This window comes from Spirosoma spitsbergense DSM 19989, assembly GCF_000374085.1.
Classification (GTDB): domain Bacteria; phylum Bacteroidota; class Bacteroidia; order Cytophagales; family Spirosomataceae; genus Spirosoma; species Spirosoma spitsbergense.
In genome coordinates this window covers 41,727-64,448 of record NZ_KB893553.1, presented here as the reverse complement: position 1 = coordinate 64,448, position 22,722 = coordinate 41,727, and the positions used below count along the sequence as shown (strand labels likewise).

General features: G+C 50.4%; 23 protein-coding genes and 1 pseudogene. 18 read left to right on the top strand and 6 right to left on the bottom strand.

Annotated features, from left to right (window positions below):
* Positions 1-203: 203 nt before the first annotated feature.
* Entirely contained in the window at positions 204-584 is a 381-nt protein-coding gene (locus B157_RS0118485; RefSeq protein WP_020604796.1) for a DUF805 domain-containing protein, read from the top strand.
* 484 nt (positions 585-1,068) lie between these two features.
* On the opposite strand, the gene B157_RS0118480 is transcribed toward B157_RS0118485, so the two are convergent.
* The gene (locus B157_RS0118480; RefSeq protein WP_020604795.1) at positions 1,069-1,947 is read right to left on the bottom strand and encodes an SDR family oxidoreductase; all 879 of its coding nucleotides are present in this window, start codon (positions 1,945-1,947) and stop codon (positions 1,069-1,071) included.
* A gap of 92 nt (positions 1,948-2,039) precedes the next feature.
* On the opposite strand from B157_RS0118480, the gene B157_RS0118475 reads away from it, so the two are divergent.
* The 15 genes and pseudogenes from B157_RS0118475 to B157_RS37520 all read left to right on the top strand — a co-directional run bounded on the left by B157_RS0118475 (position 2,040) and on the right by B157_RS37520 (position 14,449).
* The gene (locus tag B157_RS0118475; RefSeq protein ID WP_020604794.1) at positions 2,040-2,411 is read left to right on the top strand and encodes a winged helix-turn-helix transcriptional regulator; all 372 of its coding nucleotides are present in this window, start codon (positions 2,040-2,042) and stop codon (positions 2,409-2,411) included.
* 132 nt (positions 2,412-2,543) lie between these two features.
* Positions 2,544-2,765, top strand: a pseudogene (locus B157_RS35690) (ester cyclase); the annotation flags it as partial.
* A gap of 177 nt (positions 2,766-2,942) precedes the next feature.
* Complete coding sequence (locus tag B157_RS0118465) at positions 2,943-3,869, top strand: helix-turn-helix domain-containing protein (protein ID WP_020604792.1); 927 nt, start codon at positions 2,943-2,945, stop codon at positions 3,867-3,869.
* A 113-nt stretch (positions 3,870-3,982) separates the two neighbouring features.
* Entirely contained in the window at positions 3,983-4,903 is a 921-nt protein-coding gene (locus tag B157_RS0118460; RefSeq protein WP_026308792.1) for an SDR family oxidoreductase, read from the top strand.
* Between the two features lie 329 nt (positions 4,904-5,232).
* Positions 5,233-5,832, top strand: coding sequence for a Crp/Fnr family transcriptional regulator (locus B157_RS0118455; protein ID WP_020604790.1), 600 nt, complete (start codon positions 5,233-5,235; stop codon positions 5,830-5,832).
* A gap of 132 nt (positions 5,833-5,964) precedes the next feature.
* Positions 5,965-7,032, top strand: a complete 1,068-nt coding sequence (locus tag B157_RS0118450; protein WP_020604789.1) for a medium chain dehydrogenase/reductase family protein — start codon at positions 5,965-5,967, stop codon at positions 7,030-7,032.
* 13 nt (positions 7,033-7,045) lie between these two features.
* A complete protein-coding gene (locus tag B157_RS0118445) occupies positions 7,046-8,017 on the top strand; it encodes a TIGR01777 family oxidoreductase (RefSeq protein WP_020604788.1) in 972 nt (323 codons plus the stop codon).
* 8 nt (positions 8,018-8,025) lie between these two features.
* Positions 8,026-8,181 carry a hypothetical protein gene (locus B157_RS38360; protein WP_020604787.1) on the top strand — a complete coding sequence of 52 codons (156 nt, stop codon included), beginning with the start codon at positions 8,026-8,028 and terminating at the stop codon, positions 8,179-8,181.
* A gap of 353 nt (positions 8,182-8,534) precedes the next feature.
* A complete protein-coding gene (locus tag B157_RS35685; RefSeq protein WP_020604786.1) occupies positions 8,535-8,906 on the top strand; it encodes a cyclic nucleotide-binding domain-containing protein in 372 nt (123 codons plus the stop codon).
* 276 nt (positions 8,907-9,182) lie between these two features.
* A complete protein-coding gene (locus B157_RS0118430; RefSeq protein ID WP_026308790.1) occupies positions 9,183-10,118 on the top strand; it encodes an SDR family NAD(P)-dependent oxidoreductase in 936 nt (311 codons plus the stop codon).
* A gap of 270 nt (positions 10,119-10,388) precedes the next feature.
* Positions 10,389-11,402, top strand: a complete 1,014-nt coding sequence (locus B157_RS0118425; RefSeq protein WP_020604784.1) for an AraC family transcriptional regulator — start codon at positions 10,389-10,391, stop codon at positions 11,400-11,402.
* Positions 11,403-11,681: 279 nt separating this feature from the next.
* Complete coding sequence (locus B157_RS0118420; protein ID WP_020604783.1) at positions 11,682-12,332, top strand: hypothetical protein; 651 nt, start codon at positions 11,682-11,684, stop codon at positions 12,330-12,332.
* Positions 12,333-13,065: 733 nt separating this feature from the next.
* The gene (locus B157_RS40120) at positions 13,066-13,392 is read left to right on the top strand and encodes an IS110 family transposase (protein ID WP_052647014.1); all 327 of its coding nucleotides are present in this window, start codon (positions 13,066-13,068) and stop codon (positions 13,390-13,392) included.
* Positions 13,393-13,396: 4 nt separating this feature from the next.
* Positions 13,397-13,630 carry a hypothetical protein gene (locus B157_RS40115; protein ID WP_052647012.1) on the top strand — a complete coding sequence of 78 codons (234 nt, stop codon included), beginning with the start codon at positions 13,397-13,399 and terminating at the stop codon, positions 13,628-13,630.
* 45 nt (positions 13,631-13,675) lie between these two features.
* Positions 13,676-14,449: a transposase gene (locus B157_RS37520; RefSeq protein WP_052647011.1), complete on the top strand. Its 774-nt coding sequence runs from the start codon at positions 13,676-13,678 to the stop codon at positions 14,447-14,449.
* 105 nt (positions 14,450-14,554) lie between these two features.
* On the opposite strand, the gene B157_RS35675 is transcribed toward B157_RS37520, so the two are convergent.
* Positions 14,555-15,160 (bottom strand): integrase core domain-containing protein, encoded by a 606-nt coding sequence (locus tag B157_RS35675; RefSeq protein WP_020604782.1) that lies wholly within the window; start codon positions 15,158-15,160, stop codon positions 14,555-14,557.
* Between the two features lie 280 nt (positions 15,161-15,440).
* Between B157_RS35675 and B157_RS0118405 the strand changes: the two genes are divergently transcribed.
* Together B157_RS0118405 and B157_RS0118400 are read left to right on the top strand one after the other, a co-directional pair.
* Positions 15,441-16,703, top strand: a complete 1,263-nt coding sequence (locus B157_RS0118405) for a hypothetical protein (protein ID WP_020604781.1) — start codon at positions 15,441-15,443, stop codon at positions 16,701-16,703.
* Positions 16,704-16,745: 42 nt separating this feature from the next.
* Positions 16,746-17,573 (top strand): hypothetical protein, encoded by an 828-nt coding sequence (locus tag B157_RS0118400; RefSeq protein ID WP_020604780.1) that lies wholly within the window; start codon positions 16,746-16,748, stop codon positions 17,571-17,573.
* Positions 17,574-17,608: 35 nt separating this feature from the next.
* Here the strand turns inward: B157_RS0118400 and B157_RS0118395 are convergent, their stop codons facing one another.
* Genes B157_RS0118395 through B157_RS0118380 form a run of 4 tightly spaced genes read right to left on the bottom strand, consistent with a single transcriptional unit; the run spans position 17,609 to position 22,635 of the window.
* Positions 17,609-18,628, bottom strand: coding sequence for a type VI secretion system baseplate subunit TssG (locus tag B157_RS0118395; protein ID WP_020604779.1), 1,020 nt, complete (start codon positions 18,626-18,628; stop codon positions 17,609-17,611).
* Positions 18,625-20,538, bottom strand: a complete 1,914-nt coding sequence (locus tag B157_RS0118390) for a type VI secretion system baseplate subunit TssF (RefSeq protein ID WP_020604778.1) — start codon at positions 20,536-20,538, stop codon at positions 18,625-18,627. Before B157_RS0118390 ends, B157_RS0118395 begins: the two co-directional genes overlap by 4 nt.
* Before the next feature lie 4 nt (positions 20,539-20,542).
* The gene (locus B157_RS0118385) at positions 20,543-21,001 is read right to left on the bottom strand and encodes a GPW/gp25 family protein (RefSeq protein ID WP_020604777.1); all 459 of its coding nucleotides are present in this window, start codon (positions 20,999-21,001) and stop codon (positions 20,543-20,545) included.
* Positions 21,002-21,003: 2 nt separating this feature from the next.
* Positions 21,004-22,635 (bottom strand): hypothetical protein, encoded by a 1,632-nt coding sequence (locus B157_RS0118380; protein ID WP_020604776.1) that lies wholly within the window; start codon positions 22,633-22,635, stop codon positions 21,004-21,006.
* Between the last annotated feature and the right edge of the window lie 87 nt (positions 22,636-22,722).

Sequence of the window (22,722 nt, the reverse complement as noted above, 5' to 3'; positions counted from 1 at the left end):
ATCATGGGAGAGTTTCCCATCCACCAGTGCCGATAGTCGGGTGGCTGTTGGCTGGTTCTGATTGACCAGCAAATAGTCCGAGTAGAGGTCAAAAATAGGGGATATAAACTCCATGAGCGCTTTTTGTGGTGTTTTTGAGTAAATTTAGAAAGAGGTTGCTACAGATAGATCAACCATGCGTAACATCAGTAACTAATACAATTATGAATACATCTTCCCCTACGGCCATCCGTGTTTCACTCCTCAGCAATTATGTTGCCGTATTAAAAAAATATAACGACTTTGACGGGCGCGCCCGGCGCAGTGAGTACTGGTACTTCTTCTTGATTAATGTACTGATTTCTCAAGGGTTGAATTTGATTAACACCTTACTCTTCAACGGATCAGCAGTAGTTGGCTGGCTGATTATTCTGTTCAATCTGGCTATTCTGATTCCGTCAGTAGCCGTTGCCGTCCGGCGAATGCACGACGCAGGCAAGAGCGGGTGGTACGTGCTTATTCCGGTTTACAACTTGATTTTGGCCTGTACTGAAAGTGTCAAAGAGAGCAATCAGTATGGGGCTAATCCCAAAACAAAAGGTTGATCAAATCCATTCTCGCTATAATGCTGTAGGCTATAGAGTACAAAAAAAACTTACTTTCGAAATCCGGTGAATATGCCAGCACGCGGATCGGGGTCAAAAGCCGCGCTCAATTTCTGCTGGCGCGGCTTTTCATTGGACTGATAGTTTCGGCACACTCAGTTGGATAGGAGAAAAAACCTCCTTCATTTCTTCTTCACATCCTGGCCAGCACTGTTTTATTCCGACGTTTTTCTGAACGGGTTTGGTAGCTGATTACGATAAGTTCAGTTAATGATGATCATTGACCTTTTCGTGAACGATAATAAATGAACTAATCTATGCAAATAAAGCAAAATAGGTCACATTTTAATTTTGATTGATAATCTGGCTATTGCCGCAACAAACTGTCTAATGGATTTCGGTCTGGAAGCGTACACATCATAACCTGAAGCTAGTAAACCGTTTTTGTTCTGAAGTAAGCGGTTGGTGAGCGGGTAAGAACAGCTTACCCGTAGATCGTATTGATAAACTGCTTGACACTCGTCGGTTGCCTGCCTAAAAAAGACGCTAACGTAGTATCTTCTACATCTAAAGCGCCCTGTGCTTGAGCCACAGCCCACATCATAAACATGCCTATATACAAATCGGGCATACCTGCTTTTTTCAGAATGGATTCAAATTCATCGACCGGTGGAGAGGTATACGTGATTTCTCTCCCTACTGTAGCAGACAAATTGGTGGCTATTTCGTCAAAAGAAACTGATTCCGTATTGGTCATTGGGTATATCTTATGTTCATGGCCTTTGGTCGTCAATACATGAGCAGCCGCTTCGGCCAACTCGTCTCGAAGCACCCAACTGGCTTTACCTGCCTGGGCAGGGAACAGGATAACCCCTGTTTCAGCTACGTTGACGCCGACAAAAACTGGAATCATCTCCAAATAAATGCCGTTTTGCAATATAGTATAGGCAAGGCCACTATTTTTTAGAAACTGTTCTGACTCAACATGAGCGTGTTGAAAAGAGGCTATGGGCGTTTGGTCAAACGTTGGTTTTCTGACAAAAGAGGTGTAAACGATATGCTTAATGTTTGCCTGTTTGGCGGCTTTGATTACATTGATGTGATGAGCTGTTCGGTTTTCAACGGCCTCTCTGTCGTTGCTGGACACTAATAACAGCTTATCAACACCCGTAAAAGCATTCACTAACGAATCGTAGTCCGTATAATCACCAACGCGTACCTCAATTCCTTTTTCGGTTAGGCTTTGTGCTTTTGCAGCATCTCTAACGAATGCCGCCATGTCAGCAGCCCTAACGCCTTTGGTCAATAAATGGTCAATGGCTTTAGCCCCCAATTGTCCTGTTGCCCCTGTAACAAGAATCATAGTTTGTGTTTGGTTGAATGTGATGCAAAACTAAATTCGTTATGGGTGCTAAACGATATACTTTTGTATAGTAAGTCTATAACCGTTTGATTATGAGTAGTTTTAGAGAGTTGATCGAACAGGCAGCGGTGAATCAGTGTCCCCGACAATTTACCCTTGCCTTAAAAGACACGATGAATGTTGTCAGCGGCAAATGGAAACTGCCCATCATTGCCGCCCTGTTTTATCAAAAAAACAGGTTTAAAGATTTGTTGGAGAGCCTAGAAGGGGTAACGCCCAGAATGTTATCAAAGGAGCTAAAAGAACTGGAGATCAATGGTATGATAGAACGTACAGTAAACAATCACCCCCCTGTTTTAGTGGCGTATAAATTAACGGAATCCGGCAAAAATATCATTACTGTTATTGATGCCATGATTGACTGGGGCTTATTGCATAGAAAGAGCGAAATGGAAATGATCTAGTTCCGTAATGGTAGTTAAGTATCTGCCAACTGATCTTGTCTAGTTGGCATGGTACCTGCAGTACAGGGTTCTGGGCAGGTTCGAATTATTATTTCAACTGTCTTGTCCTAGAAATAAACCGACGTTTCCGTAGACATTCACGAAGTGTTGGGCGAGGGCGACATGGTATCGCTGAGAAAGACAATAACGGCCGTTCATACGGGTGAATTCATGGGAAAAACGAACACCGGGAAAAAAGTAGCGATGAACGTTATTAAAATAGATATTCTGAAAGACGGAGAAATAACGGACCACTGGAGTAAAAACGATTTTATGCAGGTAGTTCAGGGACTCAAAACCGGAAGGGGACAGTAAAACAAATCGAGCCGCAGTTCCAGACAGACGGCTGTCAATCCCCAACACAGCGCGGATTGGCCAATATCCTCATTGCGAGCCCTGAGGAGCATACCAGCCTTTAGCAGCGTCAGCGGAAAGACGGACAGGTATGTTAGTTGAAAAATAACATACCTTTGATTTTTACAACGACTCAGGATGAAACCGCTACCGCTCGACGAACTGTATGACAAACTAACCCCCGCCGGTGAGACACCCGATACCTTGCTGCCGCCGGGCATTCAGCACGAGGTGGGACACTTTAACGTCTTCGACGTGGCCGACCTCATGCGGGGCTACCACACCAAGCCGCCGATGACCTTCGACCGCCGGGCGTTCTATAAAATCAGCTTGGTGCGCGGGCGCAGCCGGGTGGAATACGCCGACAAGGTGGTGGACATCGAGCCGTACGCCCTGTGGTTTGCCACCTCCCAGGTGCCCTACCGGTGGTTGCCGCAGGACGAAGATCAGACCGGCCACTTCTGCATCTTTACCGACGCCTTTCTGTTGCCCGCTAAGGGGCGGGCGGGTCTGGACGAACTGCCCATTTTTCAGCCAGGCGGTCAGCCGGTGCTGCGGGTGAGCCAGGAGGAGTACAACGCCATCGACGCTATCTTTGGGAAGATGAAGGCGGAAATCACCTCGAACTACGCCTACAAATACGACCTGCTCCGGGCCTACCTGCTGGAGTTGATTCACGTCGGCCAGAAGCTCCAGCCCGCCCCCGTGCTGGCCGCTACGCACACGGCTTCGGCGCGGGTGACGGCCCTGTTTGCCGAACTGCTCGAACGGCAGTTTCCCCTCGCTACCCCCCAGCAGCAGGTCCGCCTGCGCACGGCCAAAGACTACGCCGACCAACTGGCCCTGCACGTCAACCACCTCAACCGGGTGCTGAAGGAAACCACTGGCCGCACCACCACCGAACTGATCGGCAGCCGGGTGTCGCAGGAGGCCAGGATGCTGCTCAAACAAACCAACTGGACAGTCTCGGAAATCTCCGACAGCTTAGGCTTCACCGATGTGGCTCACTTCTGTAATTTTTTCAAACGGCAGACGGGCCTGGTGCCGGGTGCACTCCGGGTTTAGCGCGATTGTTTGAATTATGCAGTAAATGGTTTGTCCCGCGCAAACCACCTTCGGTCCCCCTGCCGACCTTTGTGGAGTCGTTAGCCATCGCATCCGGCTATCGACCCAACTACATGAAAATTTTCGTCACCGGGGCCACGGGCTACATCGGCTCGGCCCTCGTTCAGGAATTAATCGGCGCAGGCCATCAGGTGCTCGGTCTCGCCCGCTCCAAAGAGACCGCTCAAAAACTAGTGGCTGCCGGGGCTGAAGTTCACCTGGGTACACTGGATGATCTGGACAGCCTCCGGCGGGGTGCGGCCACTTCGGACGGGGTCATTCATACGGCTTATAACCACGATTTTTCTGCGTATGCCACCGCTGGTGAGACCGACCGGCAGGCGGTGGAAGCCCTGGGCAGTGCGCTCATCGGCTCAGACCGGCCTTTCGTTATCACGTCCGGGATTACCGTGCTCACGCCGGGCCGCGTCGCCACCGAAACCGATCCGCTCGATTACAACGCGGCTTCGGCCCCCCGCATCCCCTCCGAACTGGTTATGGAAGCACTCGCCCAGCAGGGCGTTCGGACATCGGTGGTGCGCCTGTCGCCATCCGTGCATGGCGAGGGCGACTACGGCTTCGTGCCTACCCTGATCGGCATTGCGCGGGAGAAAGGCGTGTCGGCCTACATTGGCGAAGGCACCAACCGCTGGCCTGCCGTGCACCGGCTCGATGCGGTTCAGCTCTTCCGGCTGGCCCTGGAAAAGGGAACGGCGGGTGCCAAATTTCACGGGGCTGCCGATGAGGGTATACCCGTCCGCAACATCGCAAGTATTATCGGTCAGCACCTAAACCTGCCGGTTGTCAGTAAACCGGCGGAGGAAGCGGCCGACCATTTTGGCTGGATTGGTGCCTTCCTCAGCGTCGATTGTCCGGCCTCCAGCACCCTCACGCAACAGCAGTTAGGCTGGCATCCCAGTCAACCTTCGCTGGTAGCCGATCTGGAGCAGGGCCATTATTTTGACAGGCTGGAAAGCGGACAACTACGCGGATAGCGGCCCGTGGTGCTTGCACAATCGGATGATTTTAAGACGATACATTCTGACCAGTTCTAATTTCATTTGGCCGTTTTGTAGACGAAAGCTGGAATACGAGCAAGGCCTTATCAGCACGAAAGGATTGTCAACGTTAATCCGCCAGCATACGTATCTTTCTATCACTATTCAGCGCCCAGGTGACTGCACACTGTTTTATCGATCGGTTTTTGGTTGACATTTCAAACTACTGAATAGCCTCCCTCGACAAGGATATGCTACTGAGCTGCTTTTCGTTGATCAATTAGATGAACGACCCATTTTAGGATTCTTCTGAACCATCATAGCCTATGAATGACCCGCTCCACCAGGCAGCCCTACAACTGCGGCAGCATATTGACCAGTTTGTGGCGTTGTCGGATGAGGAATGGCAGGGCCTGGAGCCACACCTGTCGATCGTCCACCTGAAAAAAAACCAGTTCATAGCCACGCAGGGAGTCGTTGCCGGTCAGGTAGGCTTTGTGCTGGAGGGTGTATTCCGGCAATTTTATACCAAAGACGGCGAAGAACGCACCACGTATTTCTTCTTCGACCAGCAGTTGATCGCGGCTTACATGAGCTGCATCACCGCCCGGCCATCGCCGGTCAATATCGAAGCCCTCAGTGACGCCACGTGTCTGGTCTTTCCTTACGCCGTCCTGAAAGCCCTGTTCAGTCAGTATGCGGGCTGGCAGGAATTTGGCCGATTATTTGCCGAATATATCATGGTGGCGTTGGAAGAGCGGATGGCAGGACTGTTGATGCTCAGCCCCGAAGAACGCTATCTGGCCCTGCTGGAAGGCGATCAGCGGCACCTACTCCAGCGCGTTCCCCAGCATTACATTGCCACCTATTTAGGCATTACCCCCGTCAGCATGAGTCGAATTCGTAACCGAATCATCCCTAAATAAAGTATGGTCCAAACGGGTTACCGGCGGATCTGATCAGGTGTAAGGAAATGCCCTCCGACTCCTTCTTATCTTTTGTTATCGTTTTGGCCCGAGGGGGTCCGGTAGCTTTGTTGCACACAAATAGACAAAGCTATGCAGACGATAAAAGAAGCCAATTCGATCCCATTCGTAAGCCAGGAGGTCGTGCTACCAGCCCCGGTCGAACCCAGTGGATTCGTCATGCACAACAACGCACTCAGCCAGCCAGCGACGGGCCAGGTGATCGTCCGGGTAGAAGCCAGTGGCATCTCCTTTGCCGAGCAGGCCATGCGCCGTGACCGCTATCCGGGCCAGCCATCGTTCCCCTTTGTGCCGGGTTACGATCTGGTCGGTACGGTCGTGGCCATGGGTCCGGGCGTTAATGCATCGTGGATGGGCAAACGGGTGGCCGCCTTGACCAAAACCGGAGGCTGGGCCAGTTACTCCCTGCGTGCTGCCAACGAGTTGTTGCTTGTTCCGGATGGGATTGATCCGGCCGAAGCCGAAACCCTGGTCGTCAATGGGCTCACGGCCTGGCAGATGTTGCATCGGAAAGCGCAGATACAATCGGGTCAAACCATTGTTGTGCATGGCGCTAATGGTGGTGTCGGTACAACCTTGGTCCAGCTGGCCCTGCACGCTGGCGTACGGGTCATCGGACTGGCTTCGCGTCGGCATCACGCCACCCTGAAAGAACAGGGCGTGGAGCCCGTGGATTATAACGACCCAAACTGGGCCGGGCAGATTCGGCAACTGGCACCGGATGGGGTCGATGCCGTTTTCGATAATGTGGGTGGGGCCGGTATTACGCAATCGTTTCGCTTACTTAAACGGGGTGGCACCCTGGTCAGCTACGCCATTGCCTCGGCCATGCTGACTAAAAAATCGATGCTACTTAACTTCGTTAACCTAATCGCCCGGCTAACCTGGTGGAACCTGCTGCCCAATGGTCGCCAGGCCTTGTTCTATGACGTCATGGCGGGTCGGGGTAGTCAGGCTTACCAAGCCCGCTCACAGGACGATTTTGCCCAAATTATGAGTCTGCTGGCCAGTGGTGTGCTTACCCCCCGAATTGCCGCCCGTTTTCCCCTTGACCACATTCAGCAGGCCATGGAACTGGCCGAATCCCGAACGGCATACGGCAAGGTAATCCTCATTCCCAACCATTCCCCAAACGCCTGAACGGCCGTCTGCTATGAAAAACAACCACCCACAAACCCACCACGTTCTGCTTACCGGCGGCAATGGCTTGGTTGGCAAGTCGTTAACGCAGGCCTTGCTCCGGGAAGGTCACCGGGTTAGCCACCTGAGCCGTACCCCATCCATCATTCCTGAGGTGACGACCTACGGCTGGAACGTCGTGGATCAACAGATTGATGCGCGTTGCCTGGACGGGGTCGATACGATCATCCATCTGGCCGGTGCGGACATCGCCGAGCAGACCTGGACGCCCGCCCGCAAGCTGGAAATCAGCCGCAGTCGTACCGAATCGATCCGGCTCCTCTACCGATTAATGGGCCAGCGGCCCCATGCCGTCAAATCGGTCATCTCGGCCTCGGGCATCGCGTTCTATGGCGACCGAGCCGATGAAATCATGACGGAACAAAGCCCGCCATCCCCCGATTTTTTGGGCACGATCTGTCAGGAATGGGAGGCTGCCGTTGGTGAAGGCAAAGCCCTGGGCCTGCGCGTGGTTATCTTTCGCACGGGGGTCGTCCTCACTAAAGAGGGTGGGGCGTTGGCTTCGTTAGTGCCGATGATCCAGTCGGGTTTTGGGGCATCTATCGGCAGCGGTCGCCAGTGGGTTCCCTGGATACACCTGCAGGACGTGGTGGGACTGTATGTCCTGGCGGTTCGGGACCCTTCATTGGCGGGTGTGGTCAACCAAACCGCGCCCGGTCTGCTAACTAATCGGCAATTTATGGAAGCCCTGGCCCGGCACTTTAACAAACCGCTCTGGATGCCTTCCATTCCCGCTTTCATGCTTAAGCTGATGATGGGAGAGCGCAGTGCTTTTGTGCTCAATAGTACCAGAGCCGTACCGCAAGAGAGGCTTCTGCAAGCCTACAGCTACCAATTTCCCACCTTGGATAAAGCACTAAGCGCCATTTATGCCTCACCGGTAGACGGCTCAGCTACATTTGCACCCTTCTTACCCCGTATGTGACTCGATTCATGCTCATTCGTAGGCTGCTGTTCGTTGACCTAGCTCAACAAGCTACGGGGCAGTATTTGCCAGCCGACCGCCATACGGAGAAGGCAATGGCTAAAGGCACCAGAAGCATCCAGGGCGTTCCGGAAAAAAACCATTGGCGAAACAAAGTCGACTAGGCTATTGATGTCTCTTTTGACCCGGTTTGCTGTCGGCTTTCCGGCACGGTAACGATTGACTACGTCAACAATAGCCCCGATACTTTGAAAACGATCGTAGTCAAGCGCTATCCTAACCTGTATAAGGGCAGCACGCTGCGGAATACCCAGTCGCCAAGGCCGACTTGATCAGCGGTGTATAAATCAGGGCCTTTCACCTGGATGGCCGGACCATCGACAGCACAAAGTGAGGGATCAAGGGTACCAATTGCGTCAAGAAATGGGCGCTTAAAGAGACGGTAGATTTGCAGTTGAGAGGAGTCTTTTTGTCAAATGGCAAATACTAATCATTACCTACGTTCTAATTTGCCTTAATGAAAGAACTAACAGACTATATCCTGCAATTTGGTCATTTAAACCAGCAGCAGATCGACCTGATTGTGAAAAAAGCAGCCGTGCTACCCCTTCAGGAAGGTGACTATTTTTCAGAAGCCGGGAAAATCGCCCGGCAAGTCGGGTTCATCGTAGAGGGTGTGATCCGTGTTTGCTATTATACTAACAAAGGGGATGACGTAACGCGCTATTTTATCGATGAAAATAATTTTGTCGTAGACTTGAATAGTTATGACAATAGTATTCCTTCATCGGAATATATCCAGGCTGTCACTAACTGCCGGTTGATTGTTTTTTCTCACGCAAATTGGCATGAGCTTTCCGGCACAATTATAGGCTGGATGCTATCGTAGCCAAGATTACATCCAAAGCCCTTCTACAAAAGGTCCAGCGGATTAGTCCACTCATCGCGGAGGATGCCACTACCCGGTATCTGGCATTTTTAGAAAAATATCCCCAAGTTGCCAATCGTATTCCGCTTTCCCATTTGGCTTCCTATCTGGGTATCACGCAATCGTCATTGAGCCGAATCAGGAAAAACATACGCTAAAATCGCTTTTTGCCATTTGGCAAATCAGCAGGAAAAACAAAGCGGGACGTTTGAGCGATCAACTAAGCTAGGTCTACGAATGAAAACAATAGTCATTACCGGAGGTAATTCGGGTTTGGGATTGGAAACGGCCAGGATCATTGCGCAGGACAAAAATAACCAACTTATTCTTGCCTGCCGAGACCAGAAAAAAGCGCAAACCGCGGTAACCGAGCTTCGCCGGGAAAGTGGAAACCTACACATTCAAAGCCTCGAGTTGGATTTAGCCTCCTTTAATTCGATTCGCAATTTTACCGTCAAGCTAGTAGAGATTACGCAGGGTATAGATGTACTGGCCTGCAATGCAGGTATACAAATAGCGAAAGGAAACCAAACCACTGCTGACGGCTTCGAGAAGACGTTTGGGGTAAACCATCTGGGCCATTTTCTGCTAACAAATCTGCTGATGCCTTACATCAATCAAAAGTCAGGAAGGATTGTGTTGGTCAGCAGTGGAACGCACTTTAACCCGGCAATTTGGCAAGGCAAAATTTTTGGCATTCCTGCTGGGGATTACTTAGGATGGGAGGAACTTTCCAAGCCGAATAGTATGCAAAACTATTCAGAGAGAAGCCGGGGCTACGCCCGTTATTCCACCTCAAAGCTTTGTGTCCTTTTCTTTGGCTACGAGCTGAACCGTCTGTTACGTGAAAAGCAACGAGGGATCACGGTTAATCTATACGACCCTGGCCTGATGCCCGGTACAGGCCTGGCCAGGGAGGGCAATGCGATGGAACAATGGGCCTGGAGAAACATTATGCCCATGCTCCGAATTTTTGATGGGGTCTTTCCAGTAAAAACGTCAGCGGGCAATTTTGTAAAACTACTGACTGATCCTTCTTTCAACGATATGACGGGTCAATATTACGAAGGGCCGGCGCATAAAAACTCGTCTGAAGATAGTTATGATCAATTAAAATGGAACGATCTGTGGAAGGGCAGTGAGCAGCTTACCCAAGAAAAATTTATCGTTTGATAAAAGGCATATGCTACCAATTGGAATTGACGATTGGTAGAAATAATTGCCCTGGTAAACGCTCCTGCGTAAGACGAAAGGACCGTCGTTTGTCTAAATCTCGAATGGGTGTTTTATTGAACTACCTCTTTCAATACCTATCACTACTATCCATAGCATACGCACCTGAGTGAGGCACTCAGACTAAGCCAAAGGCTGACGCAGCTGTAGCCTGATAGACGATGAACCAGCACCGACTGCTATTGATTTTAGACCAATTCACTACTGCGAATGACTATCGACGCTACCATTTCTTCCGCTTCTGTGAAAGGGCTGCTTCACGCCGTCACGCAGTGCGGGGCCGACGCCAAGACGTTGTGCCAGGCAGTGGCATTGGACAGTACCCAGTTGGAAGACCCCGACGGCCGGGTGCCCATGGCGACCATGCAGCGCCTGTGGGTGCTGGCTATTCAGGCCTCCGGTGACCCGCACCTCGACCTGCATATGGCCGAGCACGTCCATTACAGCAGCTACGGTGTGCTGGCTCACTTATTGATGCATTGCCCTACATTGGGCGTGGCCATCCAAACCTTGTGCCGCTATCAGGACATCGTTTGCAACGGCACACGCATCAGTCTGCGCCACCTGGGCGACAGCGTGGAGCTGGTCATAGACATAACCAGTCCCGCTATCGTGTACCCACACGTTGTGCTCAACTCCGAGCTATCCATCTACCTGCACATGCTGCGGCTGCTCAGTGGTCAGTCGATCGCCATTGAAGCGGTTCACCTAGCCTACCCCGCTCCGGCCGATACCCGCGAGCACGTCCGTGTCTTCGCGCCTGCCTCGGTGCAGTTTGGCACCCCCTATTCGGCCCTGCGTCTGCCAGCCACTGTGTTGGCCCTACCCATCTCCACCGCCGACCCGCAACTACTGGTACTGCTCGAACCGCACGCTGCCGCCCTGCTGGCTCGCCTATACGAGCTACCCGCCCTTCCCGACCGCGTACGTCACGAGTTGTTGCGCCTGTTGGTGCAATCCGAACCCACCCTGGTAGCCGTGGCTGATACCCTGGGCCTCAGCCCCCGCATTCTCCAGCGGCAACTGCGTCAGGACGGTCACAGCTACCAGCAACTGCTCGACGAGGTACGCCGTGAGCTAGCCGAGCGCCACCTGCGCGACCCCATCCTCAGCATCAAAGACATCACGTTACTGCTGGGTTTCTCCGAGCCGAGTGTGTTTGTGCGGGCGTTTCGTCGCTGGACTGGCCAGACACCCGGTATGTTCCGCCGGACGGCGCAATAGCAGTATTAAGCACCTGGGCAGCCATCGGACCGCCTGGGTAGCCTACCCCGATGCGGAGCGGGCTACCCTTTCCCGCAGCATTACATGGTATGCGATAACCGTTGCGCAGGAGTCTGATCGCTGAGCACAACTGGGCAATCAACTACCGAACGAGGTTCGTTTCCGGGCCTTTTTAACGCTTTGCGCGAAAAGTCAATCTAATTTTCGGAATCGGTCAACAATCCCGCCATTGGCACGTAATAGCTTTGAGGTGTACTAACCGCCCGCTGGGTAACCACTATGTTTTTAGGCCACTTCGGGCTTGGTCTGGCGACCAAGCCTCTACAACCGCGCGTGTCACTGGGCACCTTTTTTCTGGCTACACAGCTGGCAGATTTACTTTGGCCCACCCTGTTGCTGCTGGGCGTCGAGCGCGTTCAAATCCGTCCCGGTCTGATGGCTGCCTCACCCCTTGACTTCGAGTATTATCCCTTCTCGCACAGCCTGCTGGCGGAAGTAGTATTAGGCGTAGTGCTGGGCCTCGCCTACGGCCTGATTCGGCGTAACTGGCGCGAAGCCCTGCTGGTGGGCCTGCTGGTGCCCAGTCACTGGCTGCTCGACCTGATCATGCACCGGCCTGATCTGCCGCTGTACGTTGGCCAGTCCCCTAAAGCAGGACTGGGTTTGTGGGGGAATCTGCCCGCTACGCTGGTACTCGAACTGGGTTCGCTGTCGGCCGGTCTATGGGTGTATCTGCGCCACACCCGGGCGCGCAACCGCACGGGTCGATTCGCACTATGGGGTATGATCGCTCTTTTAGTGCTCGTATATCTGGGCGGTGCCCTCGGTCCGGCCCCGGCCAGTGTAGCGGCTCTAGCCTGGAGCGCTCAGGTGTTATGGCTGATCGTGGCCCTTGGCTACTGGATAGATGCGAATCGGGAACCAGTGTAGGGGAATACCGGCTAAACTTATTCGATAACTTCAGTGAGGGGAGCGGTAGCCAGGTGGTCCCGTAGGTAACGGATTAGGCTTGACACGTAGTAACGTTAAGAGTTGGATACTTCGATCGATACATTAACCGTCTGCGCAAGAGCCGTGTCCAGCATCTGCTGGCGCGGCTTTTGCGCAGACGGATTCTTTAAGTAGAGTTGGTTGGAATCGGAGTGGTATCGCACCGGTGGTGGTGCGGCATTCCGACCAGCCACTGCGGGCCGGAACCAAGGAGAGAATCTGCTTCATTCCCCTTTCACATCATGGCCAGCTCCAGTCGCAATTGGAGGCTTTACTGAACGATTTTAACGATAGTCGTTAGTAACACAACCCATTCATTGATAGCAAAATAACGAGTTCATAAAATAACATCAGCTACCCTTTTATTGACCGAAATGGCCGGTGACTCGTCCTGAAATCCCCCGATTGTGCAAGCACCATTGAATACCCATGAAAACTTGAAACGGGCAGCTTGTGGCGTCTATTTGCCTATCTTGTAACAGCTTCAGCCTTAAGCTCATCAATATTACTGGTACTCATGAGTCCTGCCTGGAATCTGGGCTGGAATGTAGATAGCCTCACTGAGGCAATTGTTGAATTCACTGGTGATCTCCCACGAGAATCCCGTATAGAAAAATCTTTAGACTCCTCTGCATTCCCTGAAGTCTTTGTATACCTATACTCAGTCATCAAAATGGAAAAGCAAACCCCAACCCTGCCCGTTGTCAATCCACATGCCGCTGGCATTGATATCGGCTCCCGCGAGCATTGGGTAGCCGTCGACCAGAATAAGGAAAACGTACGCTCCTTTGGCGTGTATACTCAAGACCATCAACAGCTCATCGATCATCTGCGACAGCATGGCATTACATCGGTTGCCATGGAAAGTACGGGCACCTACTGGCAAACCCTGTTCAACGCCTTGCAGCAAGTCGGCTTTGAGGTGCTGTTAGTCGGCGGTAGCCAGACTAAGAATGTCCAGGCGGGGCGGCCCGTGCCGACGCAAAACAGACGTTATTGACTGTTTGTGGATTCAAAAGCTTCACTCCTTGGGCTTGCTATCGGGCAGTTTCCTGTTGAGCGATACCCTACAAGAGTTACGCACCTATTACTATCATCGTCAGCATCTGATTGAACAGTTAGCGACCTACACCCACAAAATGCAGAAAGCGCTCCGGCTGATGAACCTTCGGTTAGACGTTGCTATTCGCGACATCACCAGTAAGTCAGGCCTGGCAATTGTTGATGCCATTTTATAGGGTCAGCGCGACCCCTATGAGTTGGCCTCCTTAGTAGACATCCGAGTGAAACGATCTAAAGAGGAGATTGCTCAATCGCTCCATGGGAATTGGCGGCAAGAATACCTCTTCGAGCTAAAAGCGAACCTGAACTTTTACCGCCACTATCAACAGGCTCTGCTTGACTGCGATCAAGTGATTGAACAGGCGCTGCGACGGAGTATTCCGGCCGATTTGATACTCCAATCTCCCCCAAAAACTCCCGAAACAGTGAAGAAGAAAAGCAGCAAGAATGCGCCATCCTTTGCCATCTCAGGACTGGCCTATCACTATTTTAAAACGGACCTGTTTGCCATCTCGGGTGTGAGTCACAGTACGGTGCTTTGCCTGTTGACGACCTTAGGTAAGGATATTCATAAGTTTGGCTCGGCTAAAAGCTTTGCCAGTTGGCTGCGGTTAGTGCCCAACAATAAAATCAGTGGTGGGCGCATCATCAGTCATCGTACGCCCACGGGCAAATCCTCCATCGCGATCGCTTTACGACAGGCGGCCAACTCAATTGGCAATCAAGTCAATCATGAGTTGAGTCCTTTTTTCAAACGTATTGCCTACAAGAAAGGGCGGGTGGCAGCTATAACGGCCACGGCTCGCAAGCTGGCGATGATTATCTGGCACATGCTGACTAAAGAAGAACCGTATAAGAAGGCACAAGTTAAAGCCACCGTTCAAAAGACAAGGGAAGCGGGCTTACGCCAGGTGCAACGGCGTTTGGTAGCCCTCGATTTAAGCCAGGACGAGTTAATGAGGTTGTTTGCAAAAACCTCTTTGTCAGTGGGATAGCCACTAGTTGTATAGAAATGTATTGACCGTTGTATGATCCGGAAAATAAGTTGTAAGTTTTGGGGTGAGAATTTATCGGTCAATCTTAATCCTTGTATAGCGTTGTCAAAGTAGATAAATCAGATGGGTTTTGCCAAATTGGCCTTGGTCCCTAACAGTCTTTGACCGTTTGTAAACTTTAGGCTTCCAATGCTTTTTAAGCGGTTGTTCGCTCTGATGAGCAACCACTGGAGTCAGGTATCCACAGCTCATATGGGGACGTAAGTGGTTGTAATTATAAATACTTTTTTCAACCGCTTTTTCGGCCTCATCAAAAGTAATAAACACTCGATTCAGGCGGAAATCCGTCTTTAAGATTCCATTCACGCGTTCGGCGATGTCGTTTTCAAAAGGGTCACCATGCTGGGTCATACTAATCAAAATATTAGCCCCTTTCAGTTTGCGAACATAGTCAAAACTACAGTATTGGCTGCCTCGATCGGAATGATGAATTAATTCCTGTTCCCTTTCCAAATGAGTGGCTAAGGCCATATCTAGAGCTTTTAGACTGCCTTCGGCCGTCAGGAATGGATGGAGACAGTAGCCAACAATCAGTGCCTGAGCAACTTGGAGTACACTACGCCCATTGGCGATCATACGTAGGGCTTCAGTCTTGAAGTCCTGGTCATACTTCCGACGAGAAGCCGGTTTGTTGTTTTTTTGCTCTTTCACGACTCCGCGAAGTTAAGCACTTGCAGTGTCCCGATTTATAGGACCATCTCATGAATTATTTGCATGCTAATTCACGGATCATTAATGGATATCCATATTTACCAAACGGTAGATATCAATGTGATTGCTCCCAATCGGCACTAAATCAGCCTATTCAAGTAATATACTTGGTTGCTGTGTCTTAAAAATTTGTAGATTCATGCAGTAGTTTGTGTCGAAAAATTCTCTTATTTTGCCTAATAACTCTCATCCTGTAGCCTCCACGCCTAATCATTATACTATGTTGCCTAAAGTTGAATATTATCCGGTAAATTGGGTTGATGGGATGCGCATTGCCCGCAAACATTTTACCGATTTTGAGCACTTCGTCAGCGACCACATGCGTGATGGCACAGCCTCCCGGCTGATGACTTACAATTACGGTTTACTCCCCTCCGATCAGCCTGATTTCAAGCTACACGTCAACATCGACCAAAGCCAGAATGTACGATTGCACCTGACCAACTGTCGGGCTGTGACCGGTGCCGGATGCCGTATCGAGTTGATCAATACCGAGCTTGACTTAGTTACCAACCTGAATGAAATTCTGACAAAGAATAACATACCAATGGCCGATGAACTTAATTTCCTCGTCGTACTATCGGTCGATCTTTTCGCCCGAAAAGCGTTCGGTATGCCAGCGGCCAATGAACCAATGCCCCGCCCCCCTTTTACAACACCAACCTATCAGTTTAGTATTGTACCCCGGTATCAATACAATGCGCATTTGAGTGCTAAATCAGCCTATAAATCGGACCAGTTCGAATCGTTTCATTTGGTTGTCGGTCAGTTAGCCTGTAAGTATGGCCAACTAATGGAGGATACCCAGTACATTCCGGCGTGCGCAGCCATAACCAGCCATCCGGATTTAAGAAACTGGGCCGACATAACTAACAAAATACTGACCGACGTACAGCGGGATGCGTTTTTGGTTGTCGACAAAGTATGTGAGAAACGCGGAACCGAGCAGGCCCGTAAAGCAGGAGCACTGGCCGAGATGATCTGCGACCTGGCTGAACAACTGGCAACCAGTTTAGACGACCCCCTGAATCAGTATCAGTTTATGGGAACGGAACAGCCCCCAATTTACTGGCTACAAACGATAACCCTTGCCACCCGACGGTTAAAGACCACCATTAATTGCCTGAATGATCCCGCTTTGAGTGGTAGTGTACGGGGAAAGGGACGGGATATAACGTTGAAATATTTTCAGGACTGGACCGGTATCACTGCTGATCAATTGATGGCTACTGACATCGAGAAATTAATTAACTTTTCGTACGACCATACCAATATCCGCCCCCATCTGGACAAGATTACGCAATGCTGGGAAGATGTGTATAAAATTTTCAGACAACTGGCCCAGTTGGAATATATTGGTCAACAACCGCAGGACAAACACATCCGCTACGACTCAGTGGTAACCGATAAAAAAGATATACCGACCAATCCCCTGGATGTACCTATTGCCGGTGGGTACCGTCCGCGCATGACGGGCCGATAAACGTCAATCATTCACCAACTTAATTCGTTTACTAACCATACCATGGATCCCTTAAACAAAATCGAACGCAACACCTCATTAGTCAATTTCACGGCTGTTTACATCATCATTATTGCCTTACCCCTGTTTCTGGCTTTCTGGATGGGCACCAAAAAATCATCGAAGGGAGGCAATCAGAAGGCCATCAGCGAACAGGAAGCATTGGTCAAAGACATGGATGTTCTCCAGCAATATGTGGTGGAGATAAACAAGCAGAATGATGCCATTCCTAAAGATGCCGATACGGACGAAGTCTGGAATAGCTGGCTTAGCAATGCGGAACAAGTCAACAGTAATTTTGCCAAAAAAGCCAACGACTTTCTGACAAAACAAGGCTACACGGGCGCCCGGGACCGTATCCGTAAGAATGCCTGCAATTATTTAATCCAACTCACGAAAGAGCGTAGCAACTACCTGCAAAAACGAAAGAAACTAGTCGGTGTTCAGAACGAAAGTGCTGCTGTGAAGCAGCTTCAGGGAGAAAATGGCCAACTGAAAATGCAGGCTCAGGGTTTGCAGAATAGTCTGGATGCAATGAAGTTGATGGCCGCAGCCCAGGCCAAACAGGCCGGTGGTGGAGGGGGTGCCCAGCAGTCTACTACTGAGATTGAAAACCTCAAATGGCAGTTGCGCTTCAGCGACGCGAATTGCAAAAAAAGCCAGGCCGATATTCTGGAATCGTATAACGATAACCTTAAGCGGAAGCAGTTGTATGTCATAGCCCGGCAGAATTTCCAGCTCATCTCGCAGAATGCCCGCAGCAGCTATACGATTCAGCAATTAGCGATTGATAAAATGCAGGAAATTGACCGGCAAATGAGCCACTTGTAGTATGGCGGCATCTGGTCAACACTGCCTTTAAGTACCTAGATATAAGAGGCCCAGCCCAGTACACTCGTTGGCTGGTCGTCAGACAGAATCAGAAACTGGTCATCTTCGGTTGTAAGCAGGTACTCGATCACATCGGACTCGGTGGGCAGAAAATAACCAATCAGTAAATCCAGTATTTTCCGACTGCGTCCCCCCGCCAGAAAGTCGATAAGCTGGCTGGAATTCAAGGGGCCGATTCGTAACTCGATAGCAGGCATCGTGTCCTGATAGATACCCCCCAATGAGAAATTCCCCAACTCCGTCCGGCACAGTTCATTGGGAGCCGGGGAGTCACCCGCTGCCAGGGTAATCTCAAACGTCAAAGGCGAGATGGTCCGCATCACTATGGGCACATCCAGTATCAATTCCAGACTACTGATAATTAGCTGGTCGTCATTACTGATTCGGTGGGCGATGGGTAGCATATGAAGCAGATTGACCAGTTGCCGGGTATTGAGCAGATCGGCCGGAATGCCCCAGAACTCACGCAAGCTCTCCCCTCCACCATAGGTACGCAGATTCTCTTCGGTCAGCTGATATTTGCGGGCCTCTAGTTCCATGAACAGACGCTGGAAATAAAATTCCTGCTCGAATGGCTGAAAAAACCGTCGGGCCGCACGCACGCGACGAGCCTGTTCATCAAAGTCGGCAAAGACCTCCTGCTGATCCCGACCCGGTGTGGTTGGCTGATGAAATAACCCTTCCGGCAGGTAGTCATATAACCCATCGCGGTGTACTTCAATATTCAGAAAATCCCGCTGGTCTTCGGGGGGGAGCGAAATATTCTGCGGCTCAGTAATTTCATCATCCGATTTCTCCAGACTGTCCGATGGGCCAACGTTTACACGACCTACATCGCGCCGGTAGGAGCGGGAAAATAGACCAGCTGGATGAATCAACACATCTTCCCTGGGGTCAAGTCCTCTGCCATATAGTTCGGCCAGAATGATTTCCAGACGAATATCTACCGCTTTGGTAAGCCCGTCTATTTCGCGGCTGTATTCATCGAGGGTCATACAAATTGCGTAGTTAAGCGAACCCTGTACGGTAAATTCATGGCGGATCGGGTAGCCAGATGCTGACGGCATCGTTCACATTCCGCATCCCATTCGGCTTCGCTCAGGCTGGTACGGGCCAGTGGCATAATGAGTACGTCGAGACAGCGAACATACCCCGCCCCTTCTATCAACCCCTCCGCAAACTGCTTTTCAACCACTACATCGACGGGCACCTCACCCAGCCGACCAAAAAAATACGCTTTACACTCGGCCCGGATATCTTCCAGCGTTACCAGTCGTTGCCGGGTAAGCAGGGTCTGACGTAGTTGCTGTTCCTTGTCCGAAACACTGGCTTTATCGCGTCCGCCCGCCGAGGTGGTTACCAGGAACAGATCGTCTTTTTCATTTCGCATGAAATAACGCTTATCATAAACAGCCAGCCGCGTACCAGCCAGTACCCCATTGCCCTGACTGCCGTTAGTGCTCCAGAATTCGACATGAATATTCGTATCCTGCCGACGGGGACGCACGAAAATATAGGGGTGTCCTATCTGAAAACCACCTTGTTTATCGTTTTGCAGGCGTTGTTCCAGCTCATTGATGTTCTTTGTGAGGCTGTCAATCGTTTGGGCAAACGTACCGGCCCCCAGGGCCGCAAAAGCCTGACTCTCTTCCAGTAGCATCTGATGAACATGGTAAAGTAATTCGCGGGCATTTCGTTTGTCAAATCGGCCAACGCCATGCGGACGCCACATAAATGAGTTTTCGGCCAGCTCATTGGCATTTCGCAGGGGCGATGCCCGGAATAGTTCGTTGGTTTCGGCATCGTATACGCGCCGGATAAACAGAAACTCTTCCATGGACACCAGTGGATATACGTTCAAGGCCTGCTGGAGCCGTTGGATCGTTTCGTTGAGGTGCCGGTTCATGACCGGAAAGCAGTTGAGCCGAATTTCCATACGGGTAAGCGCCGTGGCCGGAAAGTCGCGCCCCAGGCGAAGCTCAATCCATACCAATCCCTTCTGAAAATATTTCTGGTGCTGCGCTGCCGGAAAGTCATATTCGGCCGGGTATGACCGAACACTGTAGTCGATTTCTGTTCGCGCGGGAATTTGCCCGAACGTAACAAATCGGTGGGTGTAATTGGCAATGACTTCTTCTTCCAACTGGTTGAGCACGTCCAGTTGATTGGCCAACCGCTGCTGGTCGCCAATGACACGGGCTGGTTCACTCGTCTGCAAACCTCCTGCTACCTCCAGTTTGTGGCCGTTCAGGAACCAGCTTGTTTGCATGGAATCCTGAATTTTCCGGTAATAAGTCGCTTTTACGCGTTCCGGTTCGTTCTCCCAGTCAAAATAAATGGCCAGGTTGGACAGCGACGGAACGCTGCTGTCCATCTCAACGCCTAACCACACGGACTGATAATCTTCCGTAAATACTTTGGGTCTAACCTGTTTTTCCAGCGTACTGCGGTCGCGCCCCCGAAACTGAACCAACCCCTGCTCGGTAAGCATGTACTGAATATCCCCATTCACCAACTGCGTGTTGACTACGGGCGAGAAAAACAGGTCGGTAGACGGTTCATCGACGGTTTGGCCGGGCTGGCGGTAAAAAAACTGCGCCGTTTGGGGTAACAGCAATAACGGGTCCTCCGGGCGACTATGAAAAACTGCATGGGCCGGACGCGGCAAATCGATTACTTCGGGGCACATCACACTGGCCAGCCGGTCAATAATTTGTTGCCGGGTCGCTTCAATGGCCTTGGCCGTATTCTCAAACTCGTAGGAACAGGCATCCAGCAGGTAGCCCACAAGCGGGTCGGCGGCCTCCACATCCTTCACCCGCATTTGCCAGGTCGTAGCCGCCGTTTGGGTCATCCGCCGACGAACTTCTTCCCGCGAAAAGCCCTGTACATCTAAAGGCTCCATAGGCTTACGATTTTTTAGCAATAAATGGGGCAATCAACAGTTCGTGTCGAAACTCGAACGGCTGGTGATTTGACTTGCGAATTTCGGCAGTAACCACCATGAGCAGTCGCTTGTGGGCGTCGGTGGCACCGGCGCGGTCCAAATCGACCTCCACATTTATCCGTTCCAGTCGTTTTTCGTACCGTCTGAGGGCATCCCGCACTGACGTTTTTACGCGGTCGGTCCAGAATCCATTATTGGCGGAATCATTCCCCATCTGAAAATCATCATCCCAAATGGTGCTTCCGAAGAGTGGATCGAAACGAACTTCTTTAAACTTCGTGGTGATAATCAGGTACACATTATTGTGTATTGACTCCTCCATGGAGCAGTTGGCCTGTTGCCTTACCTGGGGCTGTTGAACCAGATCGGCTCCGTTTATAAGGAGGTCAAGGCGTAAAGGCAGGCGGTAGTAGTCGGGCATGGTTATTTGAGATTATACACATCGCCACTCGTATTACCGGAGTATGTGTTATTCGTGAGTATCACTGGATCGCCGGTTTTGAAAACTACAGCATAGCCACCACTATTCGTAATTGTGCAGTTTGCAACGGTGCCCCGCCCAGGGAAACTGCCACACCCTGTGGCACCAAGAGTAAGTGCAGTTTTAACTGAACCTTCACAAGCACTATTAACAATCGAACCTGCTCCATCAATAACGCAATAATTAAATTTCGTTTCGGGATTTCCACTACCAATTACGATGCCTTTCCATAATGCCTTTGTGCCTGCCAGATAGCCAATGAATTTGATCGGGTTGGCTGCCGTACCATCCGCAATAATACTCCCATTTTTACTATTAAATGAATTTGAAAATCCGGCATCTGTTCCAAACTCTACCGTAACGCCCGGCATAAATGTAACCTTCTGTGCGAAGTTAACTACGCTTAAAACACGATAAGGCACATCTAATTTTTGAACGATCATATCATTATCTACTCCCCCCACGGCGTTTGTAACTTCAATAAACTTTTGGCCATTGTTGGCATAACTACTTTTTGAATCTAAGCTACCCATACTGGGCGCCGTGATTTTCAACGGTGCTTTACTATTATCACTAAATGTGTTGCTTTCAAATCCAGTGAAATGGGAGGAACTGTAAAAACCATCAGTGTCTAAGATTCCATATCCACTGTTGGTTGAAAATGTAGAATTCTTTATTGATACTCTTATCGCAACGTTAGCATATTCACCTATAAGTAAGGCAGCATTTTGAGTCGCACCTGCATGGCGTATTGTTACATATTCCCATCTATTTTCAATATTAACAGCATTCAGCGTAATACCTTTCCAATAACCTGCTGAGGCAACTTTCCCTTCTAAAATAATAGGTTTTTCTTGGGTGCCTACCATAACCAGAGCCGCTTGAGAACTGACTGCAAAACCAGCAGCACTTCCTTCAAACTGAATTTTAACACCTGGCTTAATTGTAACTACTTTTGTACCAGTGACGTAAATAGTACATTTCACGAGATAATCCACATCAATTCCGAGGTCTTCCCACACTTCAGGAATGTTGTTGCAATCAATTGTTTTCGTGGCGGAAGTAATAACAGAAGAAGCCGTTGTTTTCATCTGTATCATGGTGCCGTATGTTGTTCCTTTGTCATTCGTAGCATAGGGACGTATGTAGTAGGTTGTGCTGGCTTTCAGTCCTGTTAAGGCACTGGTGAATTTTCCCGGAAAAGGCCCGTCATTACGGCCAAGCTGCGTTTTGCTGTCAGAAGTAGTTGGGGATTGATTGGTTTCTGAATAGACGTGTCCTTGCTGAGTAATGGCACTTCCACCATTACTCTTTACAGTACTGCTAACCTGACCAGCGGTTTCTGTAACGAAATCTATCGTTGAAAGCACAGTGGTATCAAAAACAGGGGCTGTTGCGGCTACAGCCGTAGTACTGGTACTTGGTGTAGTGGTGGTAGTACTAGAGACAGGAGTTGTTGTGGTACCGGGAGTAGGGGTGGGATCAGATTGCTTACTACAGGCTAAAATCAATATAAACAGGAAAAAAAAGCAGGCTACAATTGTTAGCGCATTGACATGGGTAGAAGTTCTCATCGTTTTTTGTGGTTATAGAATGGATAATCGTGATGTGAAGATTTTCAACTAAGTATAGTAGCCATAGATTGAAGCTTACATACTTAG

Bases quoted from the DNA above. Each gene is read 5' to 3' on its own strand.
- B157_RS0118485 (WP_020604796.1), top strand. From the start codon at position 204: ATGAATACATCTTCCCCTACGGCCATCCGTGTTTCACTCCTCAGCAAT.
- B157_RS0118480 (WP_020604795.1), bottom strand. From the start codon at position 1,947: ATGATTCTTGTTACAGGGGCAACAGGACAATTGGGGGCTAAAGCCATT.
- B157_RS0118475 (WP_020604794.1), top strand. From the start codon at position 2,040: ATGAGTAGTTTTAGAGAGTTGATCGAACAGGCAGCGGTGAATCAGTGT.
- B157_RS0118465 (WP_020604792.1), top strand. From the start codon at position 2,943: ATGAAACCGCTACCGCTCGACGAACTGTATGACAAACTAACCCCCGCC.
- B157_RS0118460 (WP_026308792.1), top strand. From the start codon at position 3,983: ATGAAAATTTTCGTCACCGGGGCCACGGGCTACATCGGCTCGGCCCTC.
- B157_RS0118455 (WP_020604790.1), top strand. From the start codon at position 5,233: ATGAATGACCCGCTCCACCAGGCAGCCCTACAACTGCGGCAGCATATT.
- B157_RS0118450 (WP_020604789.1), top strand. From the start codon at position 5,965: ATGCAGACGATAAAAGAAGCCAATTCGATCCCATTCGTAAGCCAGGAG.
- B157_RS0118445 (WP_020604788.1), top strand. From the start codon at position 7,046: ATGAAAAACAACCACCCACAAACCCACCACGTTCTGCTTACCGGCGGC.
- B157_RS38360 (WP_020604787.1), top strand. From the start codon at position 8,026: ATGCTCATTCGTAGGCTGCTGTTCGTTGACCTAGCTCAACAAGCTACG.
- B157_RS35685 (WP_020604786.1), top strand. From the start codon at position 8,535: ATGAAAGAACTAACAGACTATATCCTGCAATTTGGTCATTTAAACCAG.
- B157_RS0118430 (WP_026308790.1), top strand. From the start codon at position 9,183: ATGAAAACAATAGTCATTACCGGAGGTAATTCGGGTTTGGGATTGGAA.
- B157_RS0118425 (WP_020604784.1), top strand. From the start codon at position 10,389: ATGACTATCGACGCTACCATTTCTTCCGCTTCTGTGAAAGGGCTGCTT.
- B157_RS0118420 (WP_020604783.1), top strand. From the start codon at position 11,682: ATGTTTTTAGGCCACTTCGGGCTTGGTCTGGCGACCAAGCCTCTACAA.
- B157_RS40120 (WP_052647014.1), top strand. From the start codon at position 13,066: ATGGAAAAGCAAACCCCAACCCTGCCCGTTGTCAATCCACATGCCGCT.
- B157_RS0118405 (WP_020604781.1), top strand. From the start codon at position 15,441: ATGTTGCCTAAAGTTGAATATTATCCGGTAAATTGGGTTGATGGGATG.
- B157_RS0118400 (WP_020604780.1), top strand. From the start codon at position 16,746: ATGGATCCCTTAAACAAAATCGAACGCAACACCTCATTAGTCAATTTC.
- B157_RS0118395 (WP_020604779.1), bottom strand. From the start codon at position 18,628: ATGACCCTCGATGAATACAGCCGCGAAATAGACGGGCTTACCAAAGCG.
- B157_RS0118390 (WP_020604778.1), bottom strand. From the start codon at position 20,538: ATGGAGCCTTTAGATGTACAGGGCTTTTCGCGGGAAGAAGTTCGTCGG.
- B157_RS0118385 (WP_020604777.1), bottom strand. From the start codon at position 21,001: ATGCCCGACTACTACCGCCTGCCTTTACGCCTTGACCTCCTTATAAAC.
- B157_RS0118380 (WP_020604776.1), bottom strand. From the start codon at position 22,635: ATGAGAACTTCTACCCATGTCAATGCGCTAACAATTGTAGCCTGCTTT.